At 71.6% G+C, this 26600-nt stretch carries 22 protein-coding genes; 13 read left to right on the forward strand and 9 right to left on the reverse strand.

Annotated features, from left to right (window positions below; all coding sequences use genetic code 11):
* Positions 1 to 82 precede the first annotated feature (82 nt).
* A complete protein-coding gene (locus ABZ815_RS01495; protein WP_357692759.1) occupies positions 83 to 1195 on the forward strand; it encodes an ROK family transcriptional regulator in 1113 nt (370 codons plus the stop codon).
* 3 nt (positions 1196 to 1198) lie between these two features.
* Here the strand turns inward: ABZ815_RS01495 and ABZ815_RS01500 are convergent, their stop codons facing one another.
* Positions 1199 to 1714, reverse strand: coding sequence for a DinB family protein (locus ABZ815_RS01500; RefSeq protein ID WP_357692761.1), 516 nt, complete (start codon positions 1712 to 1714; stop codon positions 1199 to 1201).
* A gap of 89 nt (positions 1715 to 1803) precedes the next feature.
* On the opposite strand from ABZ815_RS01500, the gene lysS reads away from it, so the two are divergent.
* From lysS to ABZ815_RS01520, 4 genes are read left to right on the forward strand one after another with little or no spacing between them, the layout of a single operon-like run.
* Positions 1804 to 3417: a lysine--tRNA ligase gene (gene lysS / locus ABZ815_RS01505; RefSeq protein WP_357692763.1), complete on the forward strand. Its 1614-nt coding sequence runs from the start codon at positions 1804 to 1806 to the stop codon at positions 3415 to 3417.
* The gene (locus ABZ815_RS01510; protein WP_357692765.1) at positions 3414 to 3962 is read left to right on the forward strand and encodes an AAA family ATPase; all 549 of its coding nucleotides are present in this window, start codon (positions 3414 to 3416) and stop codon (positions 3960 to 3962) included. Before lysS ends, ABZ815_RS01510 begins: the two co-directional genes overlap by 4 nt.
* A 60-nt stretch (positions 3963 to 4022) precedes the next feature.
* Positions 4023 to 4751 (forward strand): glycosyltransferase family 2 protein, encoded by a 729-nt coding sequence (locus ABZ815_RS01515; protein ID WP_357692767.1) that lies wholly within the window; start codon positions 4023 to 4025, stop codon positions 4749 to 4751.
* 19 nt (positions 4752 to 4770) lie between these two features.
* Complete coding sequence (locus ABZ815_RS01520) at positions 4771 to 5733, forward strand: 2-dehydropantoate 2-reductase N-terminal domain-containing protein (protein WP_357692769.1); 963 nt, start codon at positions 4771 to 4773, stop codon at positions 5731 to 5733.
* Here ABZ815_RS01520 and ABZ815_RS01525 read toward each other — a convergent pair.
* The gene (locus tag ABZ815_RS01525) at positions 5708 to 6235 is read right to left on the reverse strand and encodes a DUF6886 family protein (RefSeq protein WP_357692771.1); all 528 of its coding nucleotides are present in this window, start codon (positions 6233 to 6235) and stop codon (positions 5708 to 5710) included. The genes ABZ815_RS01520 and ABZ815_RS01525 overlap by 26 nt on opposite strands.
* A gap of 74 nt (positions 6236 to 6309) precedes the next feature.
* Between ABZ815_RS01525 and ABZ815_RS01530 the strand changes: the two genes are divergently transcribed.
* Positions 6310 to 6744, forward strand: coding sequence for a hypothetical protein (locus ABZ815_RS01530; protein ID WP_357692773.1), 435 nt, complete (start codon positions 6310 to 6312; stop codon positions 6742 to 6744).
* 2 nt (positions 6745 to 6746) lie between these two features.
* Here the strand turns inward: ABZ815_RS01530 and ABZ815_RS01535 are convergent, their stop codons facing one another.
* Positions 6747 to 7160: a hypothetical protein gene (locus ABZ815_RS01535; protein ID WP_357692775.1), complete on the reverse strand. Its 414-nt coding sequence runs from the start codon at positions 7158 to 7160 to the stop codon at positions 6747 to 6749.
* Between the two features lie 62 nt (positions 7161 to 7222).
* Here ABZ815_RS01535 and ABZ815_RS01540 point away from each other — a divergent pair, with 62 nt between their 5' ends.
* The gene (locus ABZ815_RS01540) at positions 7223 to 9124 is read left to right on the forward strand and encodes a nitrate- and nitrite sensing domain-containing protein (protein WP_357692777.1); all 1902 of its coding nucleotides are present in this window, start codon (positions 7223 to 7225) and stop codon (positions 9122 to 9124) included.
* Between the two features lie 58 nt (positions 9125 to 9182).
* On the opposite strand, the gene ABZ815_RS01545 is transcribed toward ABZ815_RS01540, so the two are convergent.
* Genes ABZ815_RS01545 through ABZ815_RS01555 form a run of 3 tightly spaced genes read right to left on the reverse strand, consistent with a single transcriptional unit; the run spans position 9183 to position 10965 of the window.
* On the reverse strand, positions 9183 to 10049 hold the full coding sequence (locus tag ABZ815_RS01545) for a hypothetical protein (protein ID WP_357692779.1): 867 nt from the start codon (positions 10047 to 10049) through the stop codon (positions 9183 to 9185).
* Positions 10050 to 10073: 24 nt separating this feature from the next.
* The gene (locus ABZ815_RS01550; protein WP_357692781.1) at positions 10074 to 10814 is read right to left on the reverse strand and encodes an MBL fold metallo-hydrolase; all 741 of its coding nucleotides are present in this window, start codon (positions 10812 to 10814) and stop codon (positions 10074 to 10076) included.
* Between the two features lie 10 nt (positions 10815 to 10824).
* Complete coding sequence (locus ABZ815_RS01555) at positions 10825 to 10965, reverse strand: hypothetical protein (protein WP_357692783.1); 141 nt, start codon at positions 10963 to 10965, stop codon at positions 10825 to 10827.
* A gap of 394 nt (positions 10966 to 11359) precedes the next feature.
* On the opposite strand from ABZ815_RS01555, the gene rho reads away from it, so the two are divergent.
* The 3 genes from rho (at position 11360) to ABZ815_RS01570 (ending at position 15415) form a co-directional block, all read left to right on the forward strand.
* Positions 11360 to 12472, forward strand: coding sequence for a transcription termination factor Rho (rho, locus tag ABZ815_RS01560; RefSeq protein WP_357692785.1), 1113 nt, complete (start codon positions 11360 to 11362; stop codon positions 12470 to 12472).
* Positions 12473 to 12492: 20 nt separating this feature from the next.
* Positions 12493 to 13503 (forward strand): putative RNA methyltransferase, encoded by a 1011-nt coding sequence (locus ABZ815_RS01565; RefSeq protein ID WP_357692787.1) that lies wholly within the window; start codon positions 12493 to 12495, stop codon positions 13501 to 13503.
* A gap of 145 nt (positions 13504 to 13648) precedes the next feature.
* Positions 13649 to 15415 carry a prolyl oligopeptidase family serine peptidase gene (locus ABZ815_RS01570; protein WP_357692789.1) on the forward strand — a complete coding sequence of 589 codons (1767 nt, stop codon included), beginning with the start codon at positions 13649 to 13651 and terminating at the stop codon, positions 15413 to 15415.
* Positions 15416 to 15464: 49 nt separating this feature from the next.
* Here ABZ815_RS01570 and ABZ815_RS01575 read toward each other — a convergent pair whose 3' ends face one another.
* A complete protein-coding gene (locus ABZ815_RS01575) occupies positions 15465 to 16667 on the reverse strand; it encodes a SpoIIE family protein phosphatase (protein WP_357692791.1) in 1203 nt (400 codons plus the stop codon).
* Positions 16668 to 17129: 462 nt separating this feature from the next.
* On the opposite strand from ABZ815_RS01575, the gene ABZ815_RS01580 reads away from it, so the two are divergent.
* Positions 17130 to 21323, forward strand: coding sequence for a HAMP domain-containing protein (locus ABZ815_RS01580; RefSeq protein ID WP_357692793.1), 4194 nt, complete (start codon positions 17130 to 17132; stop codon positions 21321 to 21323).
* Positions 21324 to 21326: 3 nt separating this feature from the next.
* Positions 21327 to 21956 (forward strand): response regulator, encoded by a 630-nt coding sequence (locus ABZ815_RS01585; protein ID WP_357692795.1) that lies wholly within the window; start codon positions 21327 to 21329, stop codon positions 21954 to 21956.
* Between the two features lie 52 nt (positions 21957 to 22008).
* Here ABZ815_RS01585 and ABZ815_RS01590 read toward each other — a convergent pair whose 3' ends face one another.
* Both ABZ815_RS01590 and ABZ815_RS01595 read right to left on the reverse strand, forming a co-directional pair.
* Complete coding sequence (locus ABZ815_RS01590) at positions 22009 to 23259, reverse strand: NYN domain-containing protein (RefSeq protein ID WP_357693539.1); 1251 nt, start codon at positions 23257 to 23259, stop codon at positions 22009 to 22011.
* A 186-nt stretch (positions 23260 to 23445) separates the two neighbouring features.
* Positions 23446 to 25788 carry a sigma-70 family RNA polymerase sigma factor gene (locus tag ABZ815_RS01595; protein ID WP_357692797.1) on the reverse strand — a complete coding sequence of 781 codons (2343 nt, stop codon included), beginning with the start codon at positions 25786 to 25788 and terminating at the stop codon, positions 23446 to 23448.
* Between the two features lie 107 nt (positions 25789 to 25895).
* Between ABZ815_RS01595 and ABZ815_RS01600 the strand changes: the two genes are divergently transcribed.
* Positions 25896 to 26594 carry a hypothetical protein gene (locus tag ABZ815_RS01600; RefSeq protein ID WP_357692799.1) on the forward strand — a complete coding sequence of 233 codons (699 nt, stop codon included), beginning with the start codon at positions 25896 to 25898 and terminating at the stop codon, positions 26592 to 26594.
* The last annotated feature ends 6 nt before the right edge of the window (positions 26595 to 26600 follow it).

Consider the following 26600-nt stretch of genomic DNA (forward strand, 5'->3'; position numbering starts at 1 on the left):
GTCCCCAACCTTTAGTCCATAATCTGCACATAATCCTGAGGAGGCATGCATGGTGACGTCAAGGGGGGTCCGGCATGATTCCATGCGTGCCCGCAATCTGGCCGTGGTACTCCAGGCCGTCCACCGGCAGGGGCCGCTCACCAGGGCGGGGCTGGCCGAGCGCACCGGGCTGACCAAGACCACCGTGTCCAGCCTGGTCGCGGCCCTGCTGGAGGCCGGGGCGGTGAGCGAGTCGGGCGCGGTGCGCGACGGCGAGCGCGGACGGCCCGGCGTGGCCGTGGAGCTGAGCGGGCATCGCGTGGCGGCGCTCGGGCTGGAGGTCAACATCGACTACCTGGCCGCCTGCGTGGTCGACCTCACCCGGTCCGTACGCCTGCGCCGCACCCGTCCGGCCGACAACCGCGGCTCCGACCCGGCGGGCGTGCTCCAGCTGCTGCGCGACCTGGTGAAGGAGGTCACCGCCGAGGCCGAGGGGGCCGGGCTGCGGATCATCGGCGCCGCCCTGGCCGTACCCGGCACGGTCGAGGGCGACCTACTGCGCAACGCCCCCCACCTGGGCTGGCGCGACGTACGGGTGGCCGACCTGCTGGACCTGCCGTGCGCGGTCGACAACGAGGCGAACCTGGCGGCGCTCGGCGAGCTGTGGTTCGGCTCGGGGGCGACGGACTTCCTCTACGTCTCCGGCGAGATCGGCGTCGGCGCGGGCCTGGTCGTGGACGGGACGGTGTTCCGGGGGACGTACGGGCTGGCCGGCGAGCTGGGCCACGTCGTCGTGACCCCGGACGGCCCCGCCTGCCGCTGCGGCGGCCGGGGCTGCCTGGAGGTGTACGCGGGCCAGGACGCCCTGCTCGGCGGCCTGGACTCGGTCGCCGCCCTGGTGAACGCGCTGGCCGCGGGCGACCGGCGGGCGCTGGACGCCTGCGCGCGGGCGGGGGACGCGCTCGGGGTGGCGCTCACCTCGGCCGTGCACCTGCTCGACCCCGGCAGGATCGTGCTCGGCGGGATCTTCGCCCCGCTCTTCCCGTGGCTGGAGTCGCCGGCCCGGGACGTGCTGGGGGCCCGGCTGGGGCAGATGCGCGGCGCGCCGCCCGCCCTGGTCGTCTCGTCCAACGGCGCGGACGCGGCGGTGCTCGGGGCGGCCGGGATGGTCATTCAGCGGATCATCGCCGACCCGGCGGACGTGCTGGGCCTGTGAGGGTCAGTAGTAGCCCTTGTTCCCGTCGACCAGCTCTCTGACGATGTCGAGGTGACCGGCGTGCCTGGCGGTCTCCTCGACCATGTGGATCAGCACCCAGCGCAGCGAGGACGCCGCCGACCGGAAGTCGGGGTGCTTGCCGACGTCGTCGAGCGAGTGGGCGGCGACGATCTCGTTGGAGCGCTCGCACTGCTTGGCGTAGTCGTCGAGGAGCTGGGCCAGCGTGACGCCCTCGACCAGCATGTCGGCATCCTCGGGCTCCTCCAGGAACTGCGGGTTGCCCTCGGAGCTGCCGCCCAGGAAGAGCACCTCGAACCAGCAGTGCTCGGTCCAGCGCATGTGGGCGACCAGGCCGGCCATCGTCATCAGCGGCGAGCTGGGCAGGACGACACGGTGGGCGTCGGCCTCGGACAGGCCCTCGCACTTCCAGTGGACGATCGCGCGCTGCATGTCCAGCCAGCCGACGAGCTGGGTACGTTCGTCGGCCACGAAAGGCGGACGTACACGGGGTGGCGTCATGCGCGGGAGGCTACTGCACGGCTGCTCTGCAACGCACCGCATTTTCGGCTGGTTCGCGTATGACCCGGGCGAGCCGCGACAATGGCTCGATGGCGGAAAGTGCAGAGGCCGACTGGGTCTCCAGGTTCGCGGACGAGGTGATCTCCGAGGCGGAGCGTCGTGCCCCGGGCAAACCGATCGTCTGCGCCTCCGGGCTCAGCCCCTCGGGCCCCATCCACCTGGGCAACCTGCGCGAGGTCATGACCCCCCACCTCGTCGCCGACGAGATCCGGCGGCGCGGCCTCGAATGCGTGCACCTGCTGTCCTGGGACGACTACGACCGCTTCCGCAGGGTGCCCGCGGGCATCGCCCCGGCCTGGGCCGAGCACATCGGCAAGCCGCTGACCTCGGTGCCGGCTCCGCCGGGCAGCCCGCACGCCAACTGGGCCGAGCACTTCAAGGCGCCGATGGTCGCCGCGCTGGCCGAGCTGGGGGTCGACTACCGGGGCATCAGCCAGAGCGAGCAGTACACCTCGGGGGCCTACCGGGAGCAGATCCTGCTGGCCGTGCGCGAGCGGTCGCGCATCGACGCGATCCTGGCCGCGTACCGGACCAAGGACGGCGGGCGGGAGGTGGAGGACTACTTCCCGTACAAGCCGTACTGCGAGTTGTGCGAGCGCGACCTCACCAAGGTCACCGCGTACGACGACGAGACGACCGAGCTGGCCTACACCTGCGAGTGCGGGTTCGGCGAGACCGTGCGCCTGGCCGAGCACGACCGCGGCAAGCTGGTGTGGAAGGTCGACTGGCCGATGCGGTGGGCGTACGAGGGCGTGGTCTTCGAGCCGTCGGGCGTCGACCATCACTCCCCCGGCTCGGCCTGGATCGTCGGCGGGAGCATCGTGGGCGAGGTGTTCGGCGGCGAGCAGCCGATCGGCCCGATGTACGCCTTCGTCGGCATCACCGGCATGGCCAAGATGAGCAGCTCCAAGGGCGACGTGCCGACCCCGGCCGACGCGCTGGCCATCATGGAGGCCCCCGTGCTGCGCTGGCTGTACGCCCGCCGCAAGCCCGCCCAGTCCTTCAAGATCGCCTTCGACCAGGAGATCCAGCGCCTCTACGACGAGTGGGACGCCCTGGCCCGCAAGGTCGCCGCCGGCCAGGCCCAGCCCGCCGAGCTGGCCGCCCACGGCCGCGCCGTGGGCACCGCTGCCGGGCCGCTGCCGGTCACGCCGAGCCCGGTGCCCTACCGCACGCTCGCCTCGATCCTCGACATCACCACCGGCCACGACGAGCAGGCGCTGCGCATCCTGCGCGACCTCGACGCGGTCGACGACCTCGGCCAGGCCCGCCCCCGGCTCGACCGGGCGCGGCGCTGGGTGGCCGACCACCTGCCCGCCGACCAGCGCACCCGCGTGCGCGAGACGCCCGACCACGCCCTGCTGGACTCCCTGGGCCAGACCGAGCGCGAGTCGCTGCGGCTGCTGGCCGAGGGCCTCGACGACTGGACGCTCGACGGCCTCACCGCGCTGGTCTACGGCGTGCCGAAGCTCCAGGCCGGCCTGGACGCCGACGCGAAGCCCACGCCGGAGCTGAAGGCGGCCCAGCGCGCGTTCTTCGTCCTGCTCTACCGGCTGCTGGTCGGCCGCGACACCGGGCCCCGGCTGCCCACGTTGCTCATGGCCGTGGGCGCCGACCGGGTGCGGAAGCTCGTCGGCGGGTGAAGGGCGTCGTCCTGGTCACCGGGATCTCGGCCTCGGGCAAGTCCACGGTCGCCCAGGCCCTGGCCGAGCGCCTGCCGCGGTCGGTTCACGTCCGGGGCGACGCCTTCCGCCGCATGGTCGTGCGCGGCCGGGCCGAGATGACGCCAAGGGCGGAGGAGGCGGCGGACGAGGCGGTCCGCCAGCTCCACCTCCGCTACCGGCTCGCGGCCCAGACGGCGGACTTGTATTTCCAAGCCGGATTCACGTCAATTGTGCAAGATGTGGTTCTTGGTGAAGACTTGGAGCGGTTCACCACGTGGATCCGCACCCGTCCGCTTCGGGTGGTCGTGCTCGCCCCCGACGCCGCCGCCGTCGAGCGCCGCGAGCGCGAACGCGCCAAAACCGGCTACGGCGCCTGGACGATCGCCCAGCTCGACGCCACCTTACGGGCCGGGACACCGCGGATCGGCCTGTGGCTGGACACCTCCGGCCAGACCCCCGACGAGACCGTCTCCGAGATCGTCGCGCGGGCCGACGAGGCATTGGTCAGCGGAGATCGCATATAAGTAGGATCACTGCAAGGCAGTGTCAAGTGGGCTGCATGTGTGCAGGTGCACCTTGTACCCATGAACAAGCAGCCCTTCGCCGCCAGTGTCAGTGTCATCGTCCCCGCGATGAACGAAGCCGAGAACCTCCCCCACGTCTTCGCCACGCTGCCCGACTGGATCGACGAGGTGATCCTGGTCGACGGCAACTCGACCGACGACACCGTCGCCGTCGCGCGCAGGCTGCGCCCCGACCTCCGGGTCGTCGTGCAGAGCCGGCGCGGCAAGGGCAACGCCCTCATCGAGGGCTTCCAGGCCGCCAGAGGCGACATCATCGTCATGATCGACGCCGACGGCTCGACCGACGGCAAGGAGATCCGCTCCTTCGTCGAGACCCTCATCGACGGCGCCGACTTCGCCAAGGGCTCCCGGTACGCCCCCGGTGGCGGCTCCGACGACCTGAGCCCCATCCGCTCGCTCGGCAACAAGTTCCTCACGGGCCTGACCAACCTGTTGTACGGCACCCGCTTCACCGACCTGTGCTACGGCTACAACGCCTTCTGGCGCGACCACCTGGACGCCATGGAGCTCGACTGCGACGGCTTCGAGATCGAGACGCTCATGAACGTCCGGGCCGCCCAGGCCGGTCTGGTCATCCACGAGGTGCCCAGCCACGAGCGCTCCCGGATCCACGGCGCGAGCAACCTGCACGCCGTGCGCGACGGCTGGCGCGTACTCAAGACGATCATGCGCGAGCGGACGCGCGGCACCGCCCTGGTCCCCCAGACCGAGGTGGCGCTGGCGAAGTAGGAAGTGACATTCTCGGACAATGCGCTACATAGTGATCGGAGCAGGAGCAGTCGGCGGCACCATCGGCGCCCGCCTCCACCAGGGCGGGCACGAGGTTCTGCTCGTCGCGAGAGGCGCGCACTACGAGGCGCTCAAGCGTGACGGACTCCGCCTGATCACCCCCGAATCCGACGAGACCCTGCACATCCCCGCCACCTCCGGCCCGGTCCCCACCCGCGACGGCGACGTGCTGATCCTGGCCACCAAGTCGCAGGACACGACGGCCGCCCTCGACCCCTGGCCGGCGGACCTGCCGGTCGTCTGCGCCCAGAACGGCGTGGCCAACGAGCGCACCGTCCTGCGCAGGTCCGAGCACGTCTACGGCATGTGCGTGTGGCTGCCCTCCCAGCACCTCGAACCCGGCGTCGTGGCCGCCTACGGCCACCCGTACTCGGGCCTGCTGCACGTCGGACGCTATCCCCAGGCTGTGGACGACCTGGCCGGGCGCATCGCCGACGACCTCGGCAAACACGGTCTGCTGGCCAGCGCCACCCCCGACGTCATGCGCTGGAAGCACGGCAAACTCCTCAGCAACCTCGGCAACGCCGTCGAAGCCCTCGTCGGGCACGCCGACGGCATGGTCGAGCTCTTCGACCGAGCCCGCGCCGAGGCCATGCGCGTGTTCGACCACGCGGGCATCCCCTACTCCACCCCCGAGGACGAGCGCAGGGTCCGCGGCCACCAGGTGGACGTCGTCCCCATCGAAGGCGTCGAGCGCGGCGGCGGATCGTCCTGGCAGAGCCTGGCCAGGGGCAGCGGCTCGATCGAGGCCGACTACCTCAACGGCGAGATCGTCCTGCTCGGCCGCGAGCACGGCGTGCCCACGCCGGTCAACGAGGTGCTGCGCCGCGAGGCCAACAGGTACGCCCGCGAGAAGCTGCCACCCGCCTCGATGCCGGTGGAGGAGCTGACCGCGCTCATCGACGCGCGTTCCGCAGCCTGATCCCGCTGAACTGCATGCTGCTGCCCGTCACCTCGTGCCAGAACGGCCACAGGTTGTCCAGCACGCGGAGCTGGATCCCGGCCTGCTCGTGCAGCTCGAACAGGTCGCCCACCGGCTCCGGAGGGCCGACCGGGACGACCGGCGCCCTCGACACCACGGCGTGCGGCGGGTCGCCGATCGGCGCGAAGCCGGTCGCGGGCAGGCGGTAGGCGTACAGCCGGACGTCCATGATGGCCTTGAGCCAGGCGTACTCGACGGCGTGGACGCGATCGCCGCAGCCCGCGCCGACGATCCTGGTCACGTCCTCGTCGGCCGTGTCCGGACCGCGCCAGGCCATCGCCCGCGGGCAGGCGCGCGGGAACCAGTAGTCGGGGCAGCGGTCGTGGCCCACCGCCCACACGTACGGCTCGACGAGCGAGGACGTCCCCGCGACATGGGGCACGAACCGCTCGATGGTCGGGTCCTCGGAGAAATGCAGCACCTGGCCTGGCTCGGGTCTCATACCCGCCATCATGCGCATACCCCGCCCGCGTCAGGGCAGAAGAAACACGCTCTGACGACAAGGGGTGAGTTCGGATGGTCTTATTGGGTCTGATCCTGGTCCTGCTCGCCGGCGGCGCGGTCGCCCTGGTGGCGACCGAGGAGAGCTCCAGGTACATCTTGTTCGGCAACACCTACCAGCTCGACCACGTCCAGATGTTCGTCGCGGGGGCGGTCACCGCGGCCGCCCTGCTGGCGGGGCTCTGGCTGATCGGCTCCGGGTCGCGCAGGACCGCCAGGAAGCGCCGCAGGCTGCGGGCCGCGCGAGCCGAGGCGTCCGACCGGGTCTCCCGGCTGGAGGGCGAGAAGCGCGACCTCGAACGACGGCTCGAACGCGACCGTGCCGCCGAGGCCGCCGAGGCCGCCGAGCGGGCCACCGATGACGGCGTGACCGGGCGTCACGTGGCGCACGAACCGGCGGAAGGCGACCGGCTCGTGGCCGGCGGCCGTACCGACGACACCAGGCCGTGAGCTCATGAGCGCGAGGGCAGCAACCTGCCCTCGCGCCAGAGCGCGAACCCGGTGACCAGCGCCCCCGCCCCTTCCCAGAGGCCCACGCCGAAGAACTCGGCCGGCGCCGCCCCCGTCAGCACCAGCGTCGTGAACACCGCGAACGTCACCAGCCTGAACGGCACGGTCCACCGGAAGAACGGCGTGTAGTCGGCGGATGCCGCGAAAACGTAATAGACCCCCATGTTCACCGCCGCCATCGACGAAGCAGCCATGTAGACCAGCGTGTAGTCGCCGGACGGGCGTACGTCGAGCACCTCGAAACCCAGCAGGACCAGCAGGGAGTCCGGCGACAGCAGCCCGACGAGCCCGAGCGCGAAGGCGAGCACGCCGAAGACGCCGATGGTCCAACCGGCGGCGGAACGCGGAAGACGCACAGAAATCCTTCCAAATGGGGGTGTAATCTGCGAGGCGATCTCATCATGCACCCGGAGGTCGCATGCCCCCCACGCGTGGCCGTCCCATTGCTCTGAAGCTCCTCATCCTGCTGCTCGTGCCGCTGCTGTCCCTGGTCGGGCTGTGGGCGTTCGCGGCGGCCCTGACCGGCGGTGACGGCCTGCGCCTGCTGGAGATCAACAAGCTGGCCTCCCACCTGACCACGCCGTCGGAGCGGGTCAACGTCGAGCTCCAGGACGAGCGGCTGGCCTCGGTCGAGTTCCTGGCCACCCGGCGCGGCGCCGACAAGCTGGCCAGACAGCGCGGGCAGACCGACCGGGCCGTGGCGGCCTTCCGCAAGCTGGCCAAGGACCAGCGCGACATGTCGCCCGAGATGCGCACGCAGCTCGACGCCCTCAACGGCAAGCTCGACCTGCTGTCCGGCATCCGCGCCGAGGTGGACGGCGACACGGTCGCGCCGCTGGCCGTCATCGACGGCTACAGCCAGATCGTGGACGCCTCCTTCCGCATGTACGACGCGATGGTGCTGGTGCCCGACATGTCGCTGTACCGGCAGGCCAGGGCCGTCACCATGCTCGGCGAGGCCAAGGACCTGGTCTCGCGCGAGCGCGCGATGATCGTCGTGGTGCTGGCCAGAGGACGGGTCGAGGCCGTCGAGCGCGAGGCGTTCACCGGGATGGTGGCGACCCGGCGGCTGCTGTACTCGCAGGCGCTCTCGCACCTGGACGACGGCCTGCGCGGCCCGTACGAGGAGCTGGCCGCCTCGCCCGTCTACAAGGAGTTCCTCGACGCCGAGGACGCCATCAGAGGCCAGGCCGCGATGAACGGCCTGCCCGCCACCGCCGCCACCTGGGAGGTGGACGGCCAGAACCTGTGGGCGGTGCTCGAACGCGACCAGGGCCGGGCCGTCGAGGGCATCGTGGCCCGGGTGACGCCCGCCGCGGAGAGCATCCTGATCAAGATCGGCGTGGCCGGGGGCGCGGGCCTGCTCGCCGTGCTCGCCTCGATCCTGCTGTCGCTGCGCTTCCGCAAACGGCTGGTCCGCGAGCTGGCCGGGCTGCGCGACGCGGCCACCGAACTGGCCGAGGTGCGGCTGTCCGGGCTGATCGAGCGGCTGCGTACGAACACCCGCCCGCCCTCGGCCGCCGAGGTCGCGCCGCTGGAGGTCAGGACGGAGACCTCCGAGGTCGCCGACATCGTGCGGGCCTTCAACCACGTGCAGTCCACGGCCGTCGAGGCCGCCGTCGACCAGGCCAGGCTGCGGCACGGCGTCAGCCAGGTCTTCGTGAACCTGGCCCGGCGCAACCAGTCGCTGCTGCACCGCCAGTTGCTCCAGCTCGACGGCATGCAGCGGGCCACCGAGGAGCCCGAGATCCTGTCCGACCTGTTCAAGCTGGACCACCTCACCACCCGCATGCGCAGGCACGCGGAGAGCCTGATCATCCTGTCCGACCAGGCCCCCGGGCGCGGCTGGCGCAACCCGGTGGCGATCCTCGACGTCCTGCGGGCCGCGGTCGCGGAGGTCGAGGAGTACGAGCGCGTCGAGATCCTGCAGCCGCCGCAGGCCGCGCTGCTCGGCGCGACCGTCACGGACGTGGCCCACCTGCTGGCCGAACTGGTCGAGAACGCCACGCTCTTCTCACCCCCGCGGACCAGGGTGGACGTGCGCAGCGCGAGCACCCCGAACGGCCTGATGATCGAGATCGAGGACCGCGGTCTCGGCCTGCCGAGGGTCGAGCTGGACGAGCTCAACGACCGGCTGGCCGAGATGCCCGAGTTCGACCTCGCGCAGAGCGACCGGCTGGGCCTGTTCGTGGTCGGCCGGCTGGCCGCCCGGCACGACATCAAGGTCACCCTCGCGCCGTCGCCCTACGGCGGCCTGACCGCGATGGTCTTCCTGCCCGCGGCCCTCCTGGCCGACCAACCGGCCCTCACCAGCAACTAGACGAGGGCCGACCGGCCGGCCCTCACCGGCAGCCAGGCGCGCTCAGCACGGGCGCGCGTTACGGCAGCACCTGCAGCAGCGCCTGGGTTCTGGCCTTGGCCGGTTCCTCGATCCGCTGGGTCTCCTTGCCCGCCGCGTCCAGCACGACCAGCGTGTTGTGCGCGCCGCCCGCCACGCGGACGACCAGCCGCCCGTCGGCCAGGTAGAACGCGCCGATCAGCCGGCCCTTGACGGCCGGGGTGAGCTTCTTGCCCGTCACCAGGTCGACCACGGTCGGTCTGAAGGCGGCCGGCCAGCTCCCGTCGCCGAGCGCGTTCGGGTTGGCGGGGAACTCGACGACGGCGGCGCGGCCGTTCGGCGACAGGCTCTGCACGTGCGTGACGAGCTTGACGCCCTTGGCTCTGACGGACTTCCCGGTCCTGACGTCGAGCCGGTAGACGGCGTCGGCCTCGCCGGTGTAGCCCGCGAGGTAACGGCCGCCGGCCGCCCACGCCAGGTGGCACACGCCCTTGGACGTGCCGAGCCTGCGCGCGCCGGTGCCGTCGGCCTTGACGGCCATGATGGTCTCGCCCTTGCCGACGTAGGCGACCTGGGTGGAGTCGGGCGACCAGACGGGGGTCAGGCAGGGCGTGCCGCCCTGGAGCTTCGTGGCCGCGGTGACGGTCTTGGCGCCGTCCTTGACCTGGAGGTTGCCGCCGCCGGTCACCCAGGCGGCCTTCTTGCCGTCCGGCGAGGCGGCGAACTGCGGCAGCGCGCCGATCTTGGCGAGGGTGCTCCACTCGCCGCCTTCGTAGCGGGCGAGCTGGTTGCCGGCGCCGGCATAGACGGCGGCGCCCGAGAGCTCGGGCGCGGTGGCCGCCGACGCCGCGGCGGGGGCGACCAGGGCGGCGCCGAGAGCGACACCGGCCACAACACGAATCTTCATGAGAGCCAATGGTGCCGTAACGGATCAAAGACGCATGAACGGCTCGCTGAAGTGCGCGGTGGCGATCGTCGCCCGCTCGGCGCGCAGCGCCGCCAGGACCTCGGTGCGCGTGCGCGCGGCCGTCTCCTGGTCGTCGTCGTAGGCGTAGTGGACGCCCGGATCGGCCAGCTGCACCGGGTGGAGCACGAGGTCGCCGGTGATGGCCAGGTCGCCGACCCTGGCGATCTGGTGTCCGGGGGTGTGTCCGGGCGTGTGCTGGACGTGGACGCCCGGCGCGACCCGGGCCTGCCCCTCGACGATGTGCAGCTGGTCCTTGAGCGGGGTCAGGAGCCGGTCGGCCACGACCCCGGCGGCGGCGTCGACCTCGGCCCGCTGGAGCACGTAGCGCGCGTTCTCGAACACCGGGGCGCCGTCCGCGACCGCGCCGCCGGCGTGGTCGCTGTGCAGGTGGGTGAGGATGACGGTGCCGATGTCGGCGGGCGTGACGCCCGCCGCCGCCAGCTCGTCCGTCAGCACGCCGGGGACGGGCGCCCAACTGGCCGCCGGGGAGTCCTCCCCGCCGATGCCGGTGTCGACGAGGGTGAGGCGGCCTGCGCCGTCACGCAGCAGGTAACAGTGGAAGTGCAGGACCCACGGATCGTCCCCCGAGCCGGAGCCGGGGAACATCTCCGCGAGCGGGAGGCGGATCGCGGGGCCCATCGGGCCCACCGCGTCGCAGAGCGGCGTCACCTCGACGCCGGAGACGGTGATGGGGTTGTGCTTCATCCCGCCAAGGTTAGGCGGCGACGGGCTCGCGCGGCACGTACTCGTTCTCGAGGTCGGCGGCGTAGACGGCGCGGCAGCAGTGGGCGCACCGGTACATGATCGGGCCTTCGTCGAGGGTGTGGTGGCACTGCGGGCACTGGACGGCGTTCATGGTGATCCCCCAAGGAGCTGTGATGTGTCCATGGAACCCCCGACGAGTTGCAGGGGTCCTGCATGTCACTTGACACGGTGCCGCTGCGCTGGACGGGGATTCTGTGGCGTTCGGGCGCACCGGTGGCCGGCGGTTTCCTCACGGCGCGGTGCGATGAAGAACATTGTCACGCGTACGGGCCGTCTCGCGCGGCAGAACACACCAGAACCGTCCAGGAATAGTCCAAGAGGGCTAGACGTTTCATGGGGCGGAACGTGTGGTATCTTCCCCACAAGCGTTGAGCTGTCAGCTCCGCTGGTCTTCCACACCGAAGCCCGCCTCGGTTTTCCCGGCCCGGCTTCCTCATCGAACTCGCCGGCCATTGTTCGGCGCATCTCCCCCAAAGGGGCTCTTCATGACTGTTCACACCATTCCGCAACAGCGCGCGGAAACGCCCGTACGGCAGGTGAGCGGCCTTCTCGACGTGCACGAGAAGTCCGCCTTCATCCGCGCGGAACACCTTCCGGGGCCGGGCGACGTCCGGGTGCCTCCCGAGAAGGTCAAGCAGCTCGGCCTGCGGCGCGGCGACCACGTCGTCGCCTCCGTGGCCGGGAACAGGCTGGCCGGCGTCGAGTCGGTCAACGGCCTGACCGAGTGGCGGGGCCGGCCGCACTTCGAGGAGCTGACGCCCGTCCATCCGGACGAGCGGCTGGTCATCGAGGCCGGATCGCTCAGCACCCGGGTCATCGACCTGGTCGCGCCCATCGGCAAGGGACAGCGCGGTCTCATCGTGGCGCCGCCCAAGGCCGGCAAGACGATGGTCCTGCAGGCGCTGGCCGCCGCGGTCAGCCGCAACCATCCCGAGGTCCATCTCATGGTCGTGCTCGTGGGCGAGCGGCCCGAGGAGGTGACCGAGATGCGCGGCTCCGTCCAGGGCGAGATCTTCGCCTCCACCTTCGACCACCCCGACCGCGACCACGCCGCCGTCGCCGAGCTGGCCGTCGAGCGGGCCAAGCGCCTGGTGGAGGGCGGCCGCGACGTCGTGCTGCTGCTCGACTCGCTGACCCGGCTCGGACGGGCCTACAACAACCTCGCGCCCGGCGGCGGCCGGGTGCTCACCGGCGGCATCGACGCCCGCGCCCTCTACCCGCCCAAGCGCTTCTTCGGCGCGGCGCGCAACGTCGAGGACGGCGGCTCGCTGACCATCCTCGCCAGCGCCCTCGTGGACACCGGCTCCCGCATGGACAACAGCCTGTACGAGGAGTTCAAGGGCACCGGCAACATGGAGCTCCACCTCGCCCGCGACCTGGCCGAGCGCCGCCTGTTCCCCGCGGTCGACCTGGAGGCCTCCGGCACCAGGCGCGAGGAGATCCTCATGCATCCCGAGGAGCGGCAGGCGATCTGGCGGCTGCGCCGCTCGCTCGCCGGGCTGGAGCGGCAGCAGGCCCTGGAGACGCTCATCGGCAAGCTGCGCACGACGCCGTCCAACGCCGCGTTCCTGCTGGAGGCGCTGCGCACGGCGGCGTGAGGCCGCTGGAGAATGGGCGCATGCTGGCCGACATCGTCGAACACCTGATCTGCCCCGTCTGCCGCGCGGACGTGGAGCTCGCCGACGGCGCCCTCCGGTGCGCCCAGGGACACTCCTTCGACGTGGCCAAGCAGGGGTACGTCAGCCTGCTCACCGGGTCACGCCCGCCCGGCACCGCCGACAGCCCGGCGATGGTGGCCGCGCGGGCCGCGTTCCTGACGGCCGGGCACTACGCGCCACTGGCCGAGGCGCTGGCGGAGACCGTGCGCGCCAGGGTGGCAACTCCAGAAAAACGTGAATCTTCTACTGAATCGAATGACGAAACCGGGTCGAGAGCGTACGGTGGGGCGGGAGTGGAAGCCGGTTCAGAAGGTGAACCGGCGGCCGTCGAGGATCGCGGCGCGGCGGGCAGGGCCATACCGGTGATCGTCGACGCCGGCACGGGCACCGGGCACTACCTGGCGGCCGTGCTGGACGCGGTGGACGATGGCATCGGGATGGCGTTCGACGTGTCCAAGCACGCCGTACGGCGGGCGGCGCGGGCGCATCCGAGGCTGGGGGCGTTCGTGGCGGACGTGTGGCGGCCGCTCCCGATCCGGCATGGGGTGGCCGATGTGGTGATCGATGTGTTCGCGCCCAGGAACGGGCCCGAGTTCCGGAGAATTCTGCGTCCTGGCGGGGCCGCGGTCGTCGCGACGCCGGCGGCGGCGCATCTGAGCCCGCTGGTCGAGGAGCTGGGGCTGCTCTCGGTGGACGAGGAGAAGGATCGCCGGGTCGCCCGCAGCATGGACGGGTTCGCCCAGACCGGGCGGCGCACGATCGAGTTCGACATGGACCTCGGACAGGATGAACTGATCCAGGTCGTGGGAATGGGACCGAGCGCGTGGCACACTGATTCCGCCGAGCTGACAGCCCGCGTATCAGGCTATTTCAGCCGGCATGCCAAGAATAGCCAGAATAAAGTTACGGTCAGAGCCGCGTTTCATCTGTCTATCTTCGAGCCTGAGCCCCGTTCAAGACCTGTTCCTTGACGGGCATCTGCGACTGGTGTTACTGATGGGGCATTTAGTACGAAATTCCCCCACATTCCCCGAGTATTTCCCGGACTCAGGCGCAATACTGGACGGCATCCCGCACCCCGAGGGCGCGGGCCATCGATGGGAGGGGGCGCGCCGGATGAAGGCGGAGGAACGCTGGCAGGCCAGGTTCCGCGCGTCACGCATGACGTTGCCGACGTGGGCCCGCCAGGCCCCCAACCGCTCCATCTACCGCTCCAACGCCACAGGCACGTGGGAGGTCTACGCCTGGGACCGGGGCACCGGCGTCGTGCGCCAGGTCACCGACCGGCCCAAGGGCACCGCGTACGCGGCGATCGACCCGGCGGGACAGTGGATCTACTGGTTCGCCGACACCGACGGCGACGAGTTCGGCACCTGGTGGCGCCAGCCCTTCGCGGGCGGTCCGAGCGAGCCGGCCGCCCCCGGCCTGCCGCCGGGCCAGCCGGGCGGCATCGCGCTGTCGGCGACCGGACTGGCCGCCATCAGCCTGGCCAGCGAGGGCACGTTCAGGATCCACCTGGTACGCCCCGGCGCGCCGGCCGAGCTGCTCTACGAGCACGCCGAGGCCGCCTGGGTGACCGACATGTCCCTCGACGGCTCCCTGATCGCCATCAACCACGGCGAGTACGGCGACTTCCGCCGTCCGGCGTTGCGCGTGGTCGACCAGCACGGCGAGACCGTCGGCGAGCTCTACGACGGCCCCGACAGGGGCGTGCACGGCCTCCGCTTCGCCCCGGTGGTCGGCGACCGCCGCCTGCTGACCCTGCACGAGCGCCGCCAGCGTCACGAACCCCTGGTCTGGGACCCGGTCACCGGCGAGCAGCGCGAGATCTGGCTGAAGGACCCCGGCGACCTGGCCGCCGAGTGGTTCGACGACGGCCGCGGGCTGCTGATCGTGCGCGACCACCGCGCCCGCAGCTACCTGCACCGCTACGACCTGGCGGGCGGCGTCCTGACGCTCATCGACACCCCGCACGGCGTGATCGACGAGGCCGCGGCGCGACCCGGCGGCCACATCGAGTACTCCTGGTCCAGCGGCTCCCGCCCGCCGGTCATCCGGTCGAGCAACGGCCAGGTCGTGCACAACGCGGGCGGCCCGACGGCGCCGCCGAGCGTGCCCGTCGAGGACCTCGACGTCGAGGGGCCCGGCGGGCGCATCCACGCGCTGGTGTCCAAGCCCGAGATCGGCGCGGCGCCCTTCCCGACGGTCTTCCTCATGCACGGCGGCCCGACCGACCACGACCGCGACTGCTTCTCCCCCGAGGTCGCGGCCTGGGTGGACGCGGGCTTCGCCGTCGTCCGCGTCAACTACCGCGGCTCGACCGGCTACGGCTCGGCCTGGCGGGACGCCCTCCACGGCGACGTGGGGCACATCGAGCTGGCCGACATCGCCGCCGTGCGCCGGGCGCTGGTGGACCGGGGCACGATCGACCCCGCCCGGCTGGTCCTGTCCGGCACCGCCTGGGGCGGCTACCTCGCGCTGCTCGGCCTCGGCGTCCAGCCCGGCCTGTGGGCCGCGGGCATCGCCGCGGTGCCCATCGCCTGCCACCAGACCTGCTACGAGGACGAGGCCGAGAGCCTGCGCGCCTACCAGCGCGCCCTGCTCGGCGGCTCCCCCGACGAGCAGCCCGAGCGGTACGCCTTCTGCTCGCCGATCACGTACGTGGACCAGATCAAGAGCCCCCTGCTGATCCTCGCCGGCGAGAACGACACCCGCTGCCCGCTGCGCCAGATCGAGAAGTACGTGGCCAAGCTGGCCGAGCACGGACGCGAGCACGAGCTCTACACGTACGGCGCCATCCGCGGCTCGCTCGTGGTCGCCGAACGCATCGCGCAGACGGCCCTGCAACTGGAGTTCGCCCGCAAGCACGTACACATCGGCTGACTTCTCGCGCACGTTTTGGGAGCGCTCCTGCGGGGGCGCTCCCGCGCGGTCAGCGTGCGCGGAGTACCACGATGGCGAGGTCGTCGGCGCTCGGCTCGGCGGCGAACTCCGCCGCGCCCCTGCGGATGCGCTCGGCCACCGCCCTGGCCGACAGCCCGGCGCACTCGGCCAGCAGCTTGGCCAGGCCGCCGTCGTCGTCGAGCAGCCGGCCGCCCGAGCGCCGCTCGGTCACGCCGTCGGTCACCGCGAGCAGCACGTCGCCGTGGTCGAGATGGATGGTGTCGGCCTCGAACACGACCTCGTGGAAGACGCCGAGCAGCGACTGGGGCGTGGTCACCGCCTCCACCTTGCCGCTCGGCCTGAGCCGCAGTGCCTCGGGATGGCCGGCGGACACCAGCCGCACCTCCAGGCCGGACTCCACGGGCGTGATGTCGCCGTGGAGCAGCGTGAGGAACCGGGCCCGCTCGCCCTCCTCCAGGATCGCCTGGTTGAGCCGGCCGAGCACCGCGGCCACTCCGTAGCCCTCGCGGGCCAGCAGGCGCAGCGTGTGACGGGCCAGGCCGGTCACCGCGGCCGCCTCCGGGCCGGTGCCGCAGACGTCACCGATCGCGAAGCGCCAGGAGTCGTCGCCCGCCTTGAACAGGTCGTAGAAGTCGCCGCCGACCTCGTTGGCCTCGCCGGCGGGCTCGTAGATGACGCCGTAGTCGAGGCCGGGCACCTCGGGCTCGTTGGGCGGCAGGAGACTGCGCTGCAGCGCCCGGTTGGCGGCGGCCTGCTGGGCGTAGAGCCGGGCGTTGTCCATGGCCAGCGCGGCGCGCCTGCCGATGTCCTCGGCGAACTGGATGACGTCGTCGGGGAAGCGGTCGGACCGGCCCAGGCACATCATGCCGAGCCCGCGGCCGCGCGCGGTGAGCGGCACGGCCAGCACCTGGGAGTCGTTCAGGTGGATGATGGACGTCGCCCTGGTGTCGGCCGCGCCGATGTTCATGTCCGTGAGCTGCTCGCGCAGGCCGTCGATGCGGGCCTCGTCGGCGTGCCACAGGTAGACCAGCCGCAGCGGTCCGCCCGAGCTGTCGGCGGTGTAGACGGCGCACCAGTTCGACAGGCGCGGCACGACGATCTGCGCGATGATCGCCGGGACCATGTCGGGGTCGAGGGTGCCGGCCAGCAGGTCGCTCGCGTCGGCCAGGAATCCGAGCCAGTGAGGGCCCCGCGCGCTCTCCTCCAGCCATTCCGCGGCCACCTGGTCCACCGAGCCGGGTAGCGTGAGCCTTGCCCAATGGACACGGGAATCGCCCGCGAAGGTGACTCCCCACTCTTCCACGTGCACGGAAGGAGCTTTCGGATCACCGTGAGCGGTGATCCGCTGCCGTAGTTCGACCTGGACGGCATCTCCATAATGCTTCCAAATCACCTCAAACGGCTCGTCAGAGACCTGCTCCGTCAGATCTCCGGCCACCTGCTCGGCGGCGTGGAGCACGCTGACAGTGGCCCACGCGGTCATCACCTCGCGCGTGAACCTCATCGCAGCCGTCACAGCGGTATCGCCAGGCGCGAAGGTCGCGGCCAGCACCGCATGGGGAGATGCAGTCATCCCATCGTGCCTACCACACTTCTCACTGACTTGGGGTAAATCCAAGGGCAGGACTACGAGCTACTCATCGTGACAGACTTGAATCACTCGCCGGGACCCGTCGCGAGTGAAGGAGGCCCCATGACCACGGCCAAGGCCGCATCAAGCCCGGAGGAGAGGACCTATACAGAATCGGATCTCGTTCCCGTGCTGGAGACCCTTTTCTCCTGGCGTGACGGCGATTTCCGGCGTCGGGTCCCTCACGCGCCCCCCGGCATTCTCAGTGAAGTGCGTCTGTTGCTGAACGAAGTGGCCGATCGCCGCGAACATCTCGCGAACGAGCTGGCAAGAGTTCGCAAGGAAGTCGTCAAGGAAGGGCGCTTCGGGGAGCGGCTGACGCCCGGCCCCGGCGTCGGGGCCTGGTCGGAGAGCGTCGAGTCGGTCAACATGCTGATCGACGCCCTGGTCAGCCCGGTCAGCGGCGCGGCCGACGTGATCGACGCGGTGGCCAAGGGCGACCTGTCGCGGCGCATCGACCTCGACCGGTCGGCCCGCGGCGAGGTGCGCCGCCTGGGCAAGGCCATCAACGGCATGGTCGACCAGCTCGCCCTGTTCAACTCCGAGGTCACCCGGGTCGCCCGCGAGGCGGGCACCGAGGGCAGGCTGGGCGGCAGCGCCAACCTGCGCGGCATGTCGGGCAGCTGGCGCGACCTCACCGAGGCCGTCAACACGATGTCCTCGCGCGTGGCCGCGCAGGTCCGCGACATCGCCGTGGTCACCACCGCGGTCGCCAAGGGCGACCTGAGCCGCAAGGTCACGGTCGACGCCGTGGGCGAGATGTTCGAGCTGAAGAACACCGTCAACACGATGGTCGACCAGCTCTCGGGCTTCGCCGAGGAGGTCACCCGCGTGGCCCGCGAGGTCGGCACCGAGGGCCAGCTCGGCGGCCAGGCGCAGGTCACCGGCGTGTCGGGCGTCTGGAAAGACCTCACCGACAACGTCAACTTCATGGCCAACAACCTGACCTCGCAGGTGCGCTCGATCGCGACCGTGGCGACGGCGGTCGCCCAGGGCAACCTGTCGAAGAAGATCACGGTCGACGCCGAGGGCGAGATCCTGCAGCTCAAGGACACCCTCAACACGATGGTCGACCAGCTCTCGTCCTTCGCCGACGAGGTCACCCGCGTCGCCCGCGAGGTCGGCACGGAGGGCAAGCTCGGCGGGCGCGCCGAGGTGAAGGGCGTGTCGGGCGTCTGGAAGGACCTCACCGACAACGTCAACTCGATGGCCAACAACCTGACCTACCAGGTGCGCAACATCGCCCAGGTGACCACGGCCGTGGCCAACGGCGACCTGACCCGCAAGATCGACGTCGACGCCCAGGGCGAGATCCTCGAACTCAAGTCGACCATGAACACGATGGTCGAGCAGCTGTCCTCGTTCGCCTCCGAGGTCACCCGTGTGGCCCGCGAGGTGGGCACCGAGGGGCAGCTCGGCGGCCAGGCTCAGGTGCGCGGCGTGTCCGGGGTCTGGAAGGACCTCACCGACAACGTCAACTCGATGGCCAACAACCTGACCTCGCAGGTGCGCCAGATCGCGGCCGTGTCGTCCGCGGTGGCGCAGGGCAACCTGTCGAGGAAGATCACCGTTGACGCGCAGGGCGAGATCCTGCAGCTCAAGGACACCCTCAACACGATGGTCGACCAGCTCTCGTCGTTCGCCGACGAGGTCACCCGCGTGGCCCGCGAGGTCGGCACGCAGGGGCAGCTCGGCGGCCAGGCGCGGGTGCAGGGCGTGTCGGGCGTCTGGAAGGACCTCACCGACAACGTCAACTTCATGGCCAACAACCTGACCTACCAGGTGCGCAACATCGCCGAGGTCACCACGGCCGTGGCCAACGGCGACCTGACCCGAAAGATCGACGTCGACGCCCAGGGCGAGATCCTGGCGCTGAAGACCACCATCAACCGGATGGTCGACCAGCTGTCCTCCTTCGCCTCCGAGGTCACCCGCGTGGCCCGCGAGGTGGGTTCGGAGGGCCAGCTCGGCGGCCAGGCCCGGGTCGAGGGCGTCGAGGGCACCTGGAAGCGGCTCACCGAGAGCGTCAACGAGCTGGCCGGCAACCTGACCACGCAGGTGCGTGCCATCGCGACCGTGACCAGCGCCGTGGCCCGGGGCGACCTGACCCGTTCGATCGCCGTCGAGGCGCAGGGCGAGCTGGCGGAGCTGAAGGACAACATCAACTCGATGGTGGCCAACCTCCGCGAGACCACCCAGGCCAACCAGGAGCAGGACTGGCTCAAGTCCAACCTGGCCCGCATCTCCCGGCTCATGCAGGGCCACCGCGACCTGTTCGAGGTGGCCAAGCTGACGATGAGCGAGCTGACGCCGCTGGTCTCGGCCCGCTACGGCGCCTTCTACGGCATCGACCCCGAGGGCGACCACGAGCTGACGCTGATCGGCGGCTACGGCGTGCGTCCCGACCGGGGGCCGCGCCGGCGGTTCGCGATCGGCGAGGGCATCGTCGGCCAGGCGGCGGCCGAGGGCAGGCATATCATCCTCGACGACGTGCCGCCGCAGTTCATCACCATCGACAGCGGGCTCAGCCAGTCCACGCCCGCCCAGATCGTGGTGCTGCCGATCCTGTTCGAGAACCGCGTGCTCGGCGTGCTGGAGCTGGCCTCCTTCACCCCGTTCGGCGAGGTGCACCTCGACTTCCTGACGCAGCTCGTCGAGACCATCGGCGTCACGATGAACACGATCATCGCCAACTCCCGCACCGAAGACCTGCTGACCGAGTCCCAGCGGCTCACCCGTGAGCTCCAGGAGCGCTCCGACGAGCTCCAGCGGCAGCAGGAGGAGCTGCGCAGGTCCAACGCCGAGCTGGAGGACAAGGCGGCGCTGCTGGCCAAGCAGAACCGCGCGATCGAGATCCAGAACTTCCAGATCGAGCAGGCCCGCCGCACGCTGGAGGAGCGCGCCGAGCAGCTCGCCGTCTCCTCGCGGTACAAGTCCGAGTTCCTCGCGAACATGTCCCACGAGCTGCGTACGCCGCTCAACAGCCTGCTGGTGCTGGCCAAGCTGCTGACCGAGAACGCCGAGGGCAACCTGACCTCCCAGCAGGTCGAGTTCGCCCGGACGATCCACAGCGCGGGGTCGTCGCTCCTCCAGCTCATCAACGACATGCTCGACCTGTCGAAGGTCGAGGCCGGCCGGATGGACATCCATCCGATCCAGGTGTCGTTGCCCAAGATGGTCGACCTGCTGGAGGCGGCCTTCGCGCCGCTGGCCCAGGACAAGGGGCTGTCGTTCGGCGTGGAGGTGGCCTCCGACGTGCCGAGCGAGCTGCGGGCCGACGAGCAGCGCCTGCAACAGGTGCTGCGCAACCTGCTGTCCAACGCGGTGAAGTTCACCCCGAAGGGCGAGGTCAAGCTGCGGGTCGCGGCGGCGCCGCGGGGCGTCGACTTCGACGACGACACCCTCCACGACGCCACCGACCTGCTGGCGTTCCAGGTGATCGACACCGGCATCGGCATCGCGCCCGACAAGCGCGAGGTCATCTTCGAGGCGTTCAGGCAGGCCGACGGCACCACCAGCCGCAAGTACGGCGGCACCGGCCTCGGCCTGGCCATCTGCCGCGACATAGCGCGACTGCTCGGCGGCGAGATCCACGTCGACAGCGAGCTGGGCAAGGGCAGCACGTTCACCCTCTACCTGCCCGCCTCCTACACCGGCCCGCTGGCCGCCACCGACGGCAGCACGGCCCCGCGCCGGCAGCTCATGACCTCGCCCGCCGAGGAGCAGGCCGCCGCCGCGACCATGCCCGAGCCGCCCATGCCGCTCGACATGCCGATGCCCGAGCTGGTCGAGGCGCCGGTGGAGACGCCCGCCCAGTGGCAGGGCGACGACCCGCTCAACGGCGCCAAGATCCTCATCGTCGACGACGACATCCGCAACGTGTTCGCCCTCACCAGCGTGCTGGAACGGCACGGATCGACGGTCGTCTACGCTGAGAACGGCCGTGAGGGGATCGAACAGCTCGAACGGAACGAGGACGTCGCGCTCGTACTGATGGACATCATGATGCCGGAGATGGACGGCTGGGCCACGACCTCGGCCATCCGGCGCATGCCGCAGTTCGCCGATCTGCCGATCATCGCGCTGACCGCCAAGGTCATGCGAGGTGATCGCGAGAAGAGCATCGCCTCGGGCGCGTCCGACTACGTGCCCAAACCGGTCGACGTGGACCGCCTGCTCGAACGGCTGCGCGGCTGGCTCAGCCGTGGGCGAGGAGCCACGAACGACTCATCGCCCTCAACCGCCGAAGGGTCGTGATCGATGCCTGACCGTGCCAAGATCCTCCTGGTCGACGACCGCGAGGAGAACCTGATCGCCCTGGAGGCGATCCTCAGCTCGCTCGACCTGGTGCCCGTACGCGCCAGGTCCGGCGAGGAAGCGCTCAAGGCGCTGCTCAACACCGAGTTCGCGCTGATCCTGCTCGATGTCCGGATGCCGGGCATGGACGGGTTCGAGACGGCCGCCCACATCAAGCGGCGGGAGCGGACCAGGAACATCCCGATCATCTTCCTGACCGTGGTCGACAGCGCTCCCGACTACGCCTTCCGCGGCTACGCGGCCGGGGCGGTCGACTATCTCACCAAGCCGTTCGACCCGTGGGTGCTGCGGGCGAAGGTGTCGGTGTTCACCGAGCTCTACAACATGAACAAGCGACTGGCCGAGCAGGCGTCGTTGCTCCGGGAGCGGCTGACCGCCGAGTTGCCGCCGGGAGCGGGTGACCACGCCTCGGTCCTGCCGGAGTTGTCCCGGCGGCTCACCGCCGCGGAGGACGAGCTGGCCCGGGTACGGGAGCTGGCCCGCAAGTCGCAGGATCCGGCGCTCGCCGTCCCGCTGGGCGACCTGGCCGACCGGCTCACCCACCTGCGCGCGGGCTTCGACGCGCTCTCCTGACGCCGTCCCACCGGACGCCCGGGCCGCCACCTACGGCGCCCGGGCGTGGCGGTCAGTGGCGGGCGCGTTCGAGGGCGTCCCAGAAGCCGCGGCGCAGGGCGTGGCGGACCTCGTCGTGCAGGAGGAAGTCGATCGGCAGCGAGGAGCCCTGCAGCAGGCGGGCCTCCAGGTCGGAGGGCATGCGGGGCTTGCGGGCGAGCACGGCCTCCAGCCACAGCGCGGGCGCGTCGCGGGCCACGGACTCGCCGAAGTCGTGCCCCTCGCGGTGGGCGGCCTTGACGGCGTCGGCCAGCGTGGTGGCCCCGGCGGTCGCCGCGGACGGCGGCGAGACCGGGGCGGCCTGCGGCCCGGTGTAGGGCCCGAGCTGCGACGGCTGGTACGCGCCCCCCGACGACGGAGTGGCGAACTGCCCGGTGCTGGGCGAGGCGGACTGCGGCTGCTGCAACGGCCCGGTCGCCGGCGCGGCGGACGGCGGGATGGACGGCGGCTGCTCCTGGTACCCCGAGTAGGACGGCAGCACCGGCGGCGTGGACGCCTGCCCCCGCCCGGCCGAGGAAGCGGGCCCGTTGGCGGACGGCTGCCCGGCGGAGGGCGCCGCGTGGCTCCCGGAGGGCGGACTGGCCGCGTGGCTGCCCGAGGACGACGAGCCCGGTGGCAGCGAGGCCGTCGGGGACGGCGGCGCCGAGGCCGGCGGGGCGGGCGGCAGTGAGTGCGCGGCGTGCCCGTTGCTGAGCGGCTGGTGGTGACCGTTGGAGGACTCGGTGACGCCGCTCACCATGGTGACGTAGGGCCGCAGGTGGACGCCGCCCAGCTCGACCAGGTCGTCGCACTCCTGCCGAAGCGACCGGGACACGGCCCACCCGCCGTCGGCTGCGATGTGGATGACGGTGACCCTGATGCCGAGGTCTTGGGCGTCGCACACCACCTGGGCCAGGTCTTCGTCGCCGCTGACGACGACGGCGTCGCAGATGGCGTTGTTGCGGGCCAGGGTCATGAGGTCGCGATGGACCTGGGCGTCGACGCCTTCGCGGCGGCCCGGCCGGATGCGCGAGAGCCTGAGCTTGAGGCCCGGGATGTCGGCCAGCGCGTCGTGTTCCGGGGTGCGGCGGCCCTCGACGGTCGCCTCGTACCAGTAACACCGCAGCAGCGGCAGGCCCGTGCGCTCGCGCGACAGGTTGGTCATCAGCTGGAGGAGCCCGGGATAGTCCCAGGCGACGGCTTCGCGATGGCGAGTGCCGTGCACGGCCATCGCTCCGTCTGCCAGCAGATAGCCGGCGTCCACGAACAGCGCGCAGCGATCCACTGACACCGCCCCTTTCCTGGTGGTCCGACCTTGCTGGCTCTGCACCGTCAGAGACCGGACTCGGCGGCCCTCTCTCAGGGTAATGAAAGCAGGTGATCGCGCGAGGGTGAATCCCGACGATTCGACCGCGGGCCGCCGTCCGACCGGAGGTTTTAGGCAGACCGTACCAGTTTGTCCTGTTCGTGGTCATGAGCGCGCCCTGACGCTCAGTGCGGCCACGCCGAACAGCACGACGTCCCTGTCGGCCACGATCGTCAGCCCCGGGTCGCGGCCCAGCTCGGCGTCGACCGTGTCGACGTCGACGCCGAAGGTCATCCCCGTGGCGCCGTTGGAGGAGCCGTCGAAGACGTTGGCGCGGTCGCGGTCGCCGCCCGCCGGGGTGATCGCGCCGGTGCCGAGCGAGACCTTGTCGCCCCCGAGGTCGGCGTCGCCCTCCCAGGTCACCAGCTCGGCCCTGGCGGGCGCGGCGGCCGGGCTCAGGCCGCCGAGCGGCATGCGCACCTTCCTGACCGGACCGCCGATCACGGTGGCCGTGTCGAGCACCACGGCCTGGCTGTACGGCTGCCGCGGCCCGGACACGATCACCACCAGGCTCCACCCGGCGTGGCTGGAGGCCCCCTCCGCCATCGGCGGGTCGGCCGCCCACCACAGGCCGCTCGGCCGCGCCTGCCCGGCCAGCGCGGTGACGTCGGCGAACGCCTGGTAGGCCGGGCCGAGCGGCATGTCGAGGGTCGTGACGTGGTCGGGCCGGACCGACACGTACGTGCGCCGCCCAGGCGCCCTGACCTTGACCGGCCCCGCCGCCGCGCCGCTCGCCGACCAGTAGAGGCCCGCCCACACGACCCGGCCGTCCTTGGGCAGGGTGAGCCGGGCCGCGCTGGAGGCGGTGGTGGCCGGGCTGGCGTCCTGGTCGAGCGCGGTCATCGGCCACAGGTCGTTGTCGCGCTGGTCGCCCTGGCGGCGCCTGGCCTCGGCACAGCCGTCGTGCTCCTCGGGGCAGGTGAGCAGCGTGTTGCCGATCGCCCTGACGGCGACCCTGCCCTCGGTGGCGAACCTGGCCGACGCCCCCGCCGTGCGCACGCCCTGCTCGGCCCGCGCCTTGACGTGCAGGCCGTCCGCGTCGACGCGCACGGCGGGCCCGGCGCCCTCCGGCGCCTGCTCCGACACCAGCACGCGCAGGAACAGCGCCGTGCCCTGCCCGGCGGCGAGCGGCTGCCTGGCGCACCGCGCGCCCTGACCGGCCTGCCGGCAGGACCAGCCGTCGACCGTGCCCACGGGATCGAGCAGCGCCACCCCCTGGCCGCGCCGGGCGGACGGGAGGAGCGTCACGCCGGGCGGCAGCTCGACGGTCGCGGCCAGCTCGCCGCTCGGGCCGTCGCCGTCGTTGCGCAGGCGCATGCCGACGATGCCGGGCTGGGCGCGTACGAGGGCGCCGAGCGCGCCGATCGTGGCCCGCAGCCGCGGCCTGCCCGACGGTTCCTCCGGCGGCGGCACGCGCGCGGGCGGCTCGCTCGGCACGGGCAGCGGCACCGGCCGCACCGACGCCGGAGGCCGCTGGGCCACGGGCGCGGGCGGCGGCGCCGGCTGCCTGACCGCCGGCGACTCCCCGGACACCAGCACGAACGCCGCCACCGCCGCGGACGCGACCGCCACGCCGCCCGCCACCACGACCTGCTGCCGCGAGGGCGTCCGCCGCAGCAGCCCGAACAGCCGCAGCAGCCAGCCCGTGCCTCCGCCGGCCGCGCCCACCTTGGCCAACGCCGCCGCGTAACCGCCGAACACCGGCCCGGCGATCAACGGGCCGACGATGACGCGCAGGCCGCGGTTGACGTCGGTCAGTTCGAGCAGCACGCCGTGGCATTCCTCGCAGCCGTTCACGTGGTCGTCGACCGCCCGCGAGTCGCGCCTGGCCAGGCCGCCCCTGACGTAGGCGCCCATCTTGCCGAGCACCGGACGGCACTCGTGCTGCGGCGCCGCGCGCAGATGCATCTGCAGGTACGCCTGCCGCAGCCCCTCGCGCGCCCGGTAGGCCAGCGCCGCCACCCCGTTGGCCGACAGCCCGAGCAGCGGCGCGACCTCGGCGGGCTTGCACTTCTCCACCTCGGTGTGCCAGAGCACCGCCCGCCAGCGCTCGGGCAGCGACAGGAACGCGCGGGAGATCATCGACCGTTCGAGGCCGACGAGCGCGGGATCGGCGAAGGGCACGCCCGGGTCGTACCGCTCGATCTCGCCGGTGGTCACCTGGCGGCTCTCGACCCGGCCGCGGTCGTAGACGGTGCGGCGCACGACGGTCAGCAGGTACGTGCGGAACCCCGATTCGGGCCCGCCGCCCCTGCCGACCAGGTCGAGGATCTTCGTGAACGACTCGGCCACGACGTCCTCGACCTCGGACTCGCCCCTGACCAACTGCCTGGCCAGCGCGCGGGCCGCGGCCACGTGACGCTCGTAGAGCCGTCCGTACGCGGTCGCGTCTCCGGCCCTGACCTCCTTCAGAAGGTCGGCATCGCTACGCGGCGATTCCACACTCATTGTGACCTCACGATTACGGTGGGTTGCCCCGCGCAATCATTCCGCATTCTCCGTCATGACTAAACCGCAGCGCCGTCTTTACCTCTGAGGACCTAGGGGAGGCACGCATGGGCGAGGACGTGCGGACGCGCTGGCGCGGCCGGAGCACGGCGGATGGATGGTCGCTGGCCGACGACTGGTGGGCTCCGGCCGTGGAGTACGCGATCAAGGCCGCGACGCGCGGCGGCGACCTGCCGCGCGCCTGCGAGGAGCTGGGGGCGGCGCGCGCGGAGGCGGGCGTGGGGATCACCGAGGGGCTGAACGACCTGGCGGCGCTGTTCGCCGTCACCGACCAGGGCGAGCCGTCGTTCCCCCTGGTACGGGCGTACGCGGCGGGGTGGGCCGAGCAGAGCTTCGCGCCCATGAACGACCTGCGGTGCGAGGACCCGCTGACCGGGCTGGCCACGGTGGGCTACCTGCGTACCAGGCTGGGCGAGCTCTACCGGGGGGCGGCCGCGGGTGGGCACCTGCTGGTGGTGGCCGAGCCGTACGGGCCGATCGGCGAGCCGGCCGAGCGGCTGGCGGCGGCGCTCAACCTGGCGACGGCGCTGCGCAAGGTGTTCACCGGCGGCGAGACGCTGGCGCTGCTCGCGCCCGTCCGCGTGGGCGCGGTGACCACGGAGGACGAGCGGCTGCCCGACCGGCTCGCCCGCCTGCGCACCACCGACATCCTGTACGGCCGCCACCCCCGCGTCCGCGTGCGCCGGCTCCCCCGCGCGCACGCGCAGGCCCTCGCTCTCATCAGGACGCTGACCCTGGGACCCTAAGCTTGG

The sequence above is a fragment of the Nonomuraea sp. NPDC047529 genome (genome assembly GCF_040642995.1).
Taxonomy (GTDB): Bacteria; Actinomycetota; Actinomycetes; order Streptosporangiales; family Streptosporangiaceae; genus Nonomuraea.

Bases quoted from the DNA above. Each gene is read 5' to 3' on its own strand.
- ABZ815_RS01550 (WP_357692781.1), bottom strand. From the start codon at position 10,814: ATGAAGCACAACCCCATCACCGTCTCCGGCGTCGAGGTGACGCCGCTC.
- ABZ815_RS01545 (WP_357692779.1), bottom strand. From the start codon at position 10,049: ATGAAGATTCGTGTTGTGGCCGGTGTCGCTCTCGGCGCCGCCCTGGTC.
- ABZ815_RS01595 (WP_357692797.1), bottom strand. From the start codon at position 25,788: ATGAGTGTGGAATCGCCGCGTAGCGATGCCGACCTTCTGAAGGAGGTC.
- ABZ815_RS01515 (WP_357692767.1), top strand. From the start codon at position 4,023: ATGAACAAGCAGCCCTTCGCCGCCAGTGTCAGTGTCATCGTCCCCGCG.
- ABZ815_RS01530 (WP_357692773.1), top strand. From the start codon at position 6,310: ATGGTCTTATTGGGTCTGATCCTGGTCCTGCTCGCCGGCGGCGCGGTC.
- rho (WP_357692785.1), top strand. From the start codon at position 11,360: ATGACTGTTCACACCATTCCGCAACAGCGCGCGGAAACGCCCGTACGG.
- ABZ815_RS01525 (WP_357692771.1), bottom strand. From the start codon at position 6,235: ATGAGACCCGAGCCAGGCCAGGTGCTGCATTTCTCCGAGGACCCGACC.
- ABZ815_RS01600 (WP_357692799.1), top strand. From the start codon at position 25,896: ATGGGCGAGGACGTGCGGACGCGCTGGCGCGGCCGGAGCACGGCGGAT.
- ABZ815_RS01565 (WP_357692787.1), top strand. From the start codon at position 12,493: ATGCTGGCCGACATCGTCGAACACCTGATCTGCCCCGTCTGCCGCGCG.
- ABZ815_RS01520 (WP_357692769.1), top strand. From the start codon at position 4,771: ATGCGCTACATAGTGATCGGAGCAGGAGCAGTCGGCGGCACCATCGGC.
- ABZ815_RS01585 (WP_357692795.1), top strand. From the start codon at position 21,327: ATGCCTGACCGTGCCAAGATCCTCCTGGTCGACGACCGCGAGGAGAAC.
- ABZ815_RS01570 (WP_357692789.1), top strand. From the start codon at position 13,649: ATGAAGGCGGAGGAACGCTGGCAGGCCAGGTTCCGCGCGTCACGCATG.
- ABZ815_RS01500 (WP_357692761.1), bottom strand. From the start codon at position 1,714: ATGACGCCACCCCGTGTACGTCCGCCTTTCGTGGCCGACGAACGTACC.
- ABZ815_RS01580 (WP_357692793.1), top strand. From the start codon at position 17,130: ATGACCACGGCCAAGGCCGCATCAAGCCCGGAGGAGAGGACCTATACA.
- lysS (WP_357692763.1), top strand. From the start codon at position 1,804: ATGGCGGAAAGTGCAGAGGCCGACTGGGTCTCCAGGTTCGCGGACGAG.
- ABZ815_RS01495 (WP_357692759.1), top strand. From the start codon at position 83: ATGCGTGCCCGCAATCTGGCCGTGGTACTCCAGGCCGTCCACCGGCAG.
- ABZ815_RS01540 (WP_357692777.1), top strand. From the start codon at position 7,223: ATGCCCCCCACGCGTGGCCGTCCCATTGCTCTGAAGCTCCTCATCCTG.
- ABZ815_RS01555 (WP_357692783.1), bottom strand. From the start codon at position 10,965: ATGAACGCCGTCCAGTGCCCGCAGTGCCACCACACCCTCGACGAAGGC.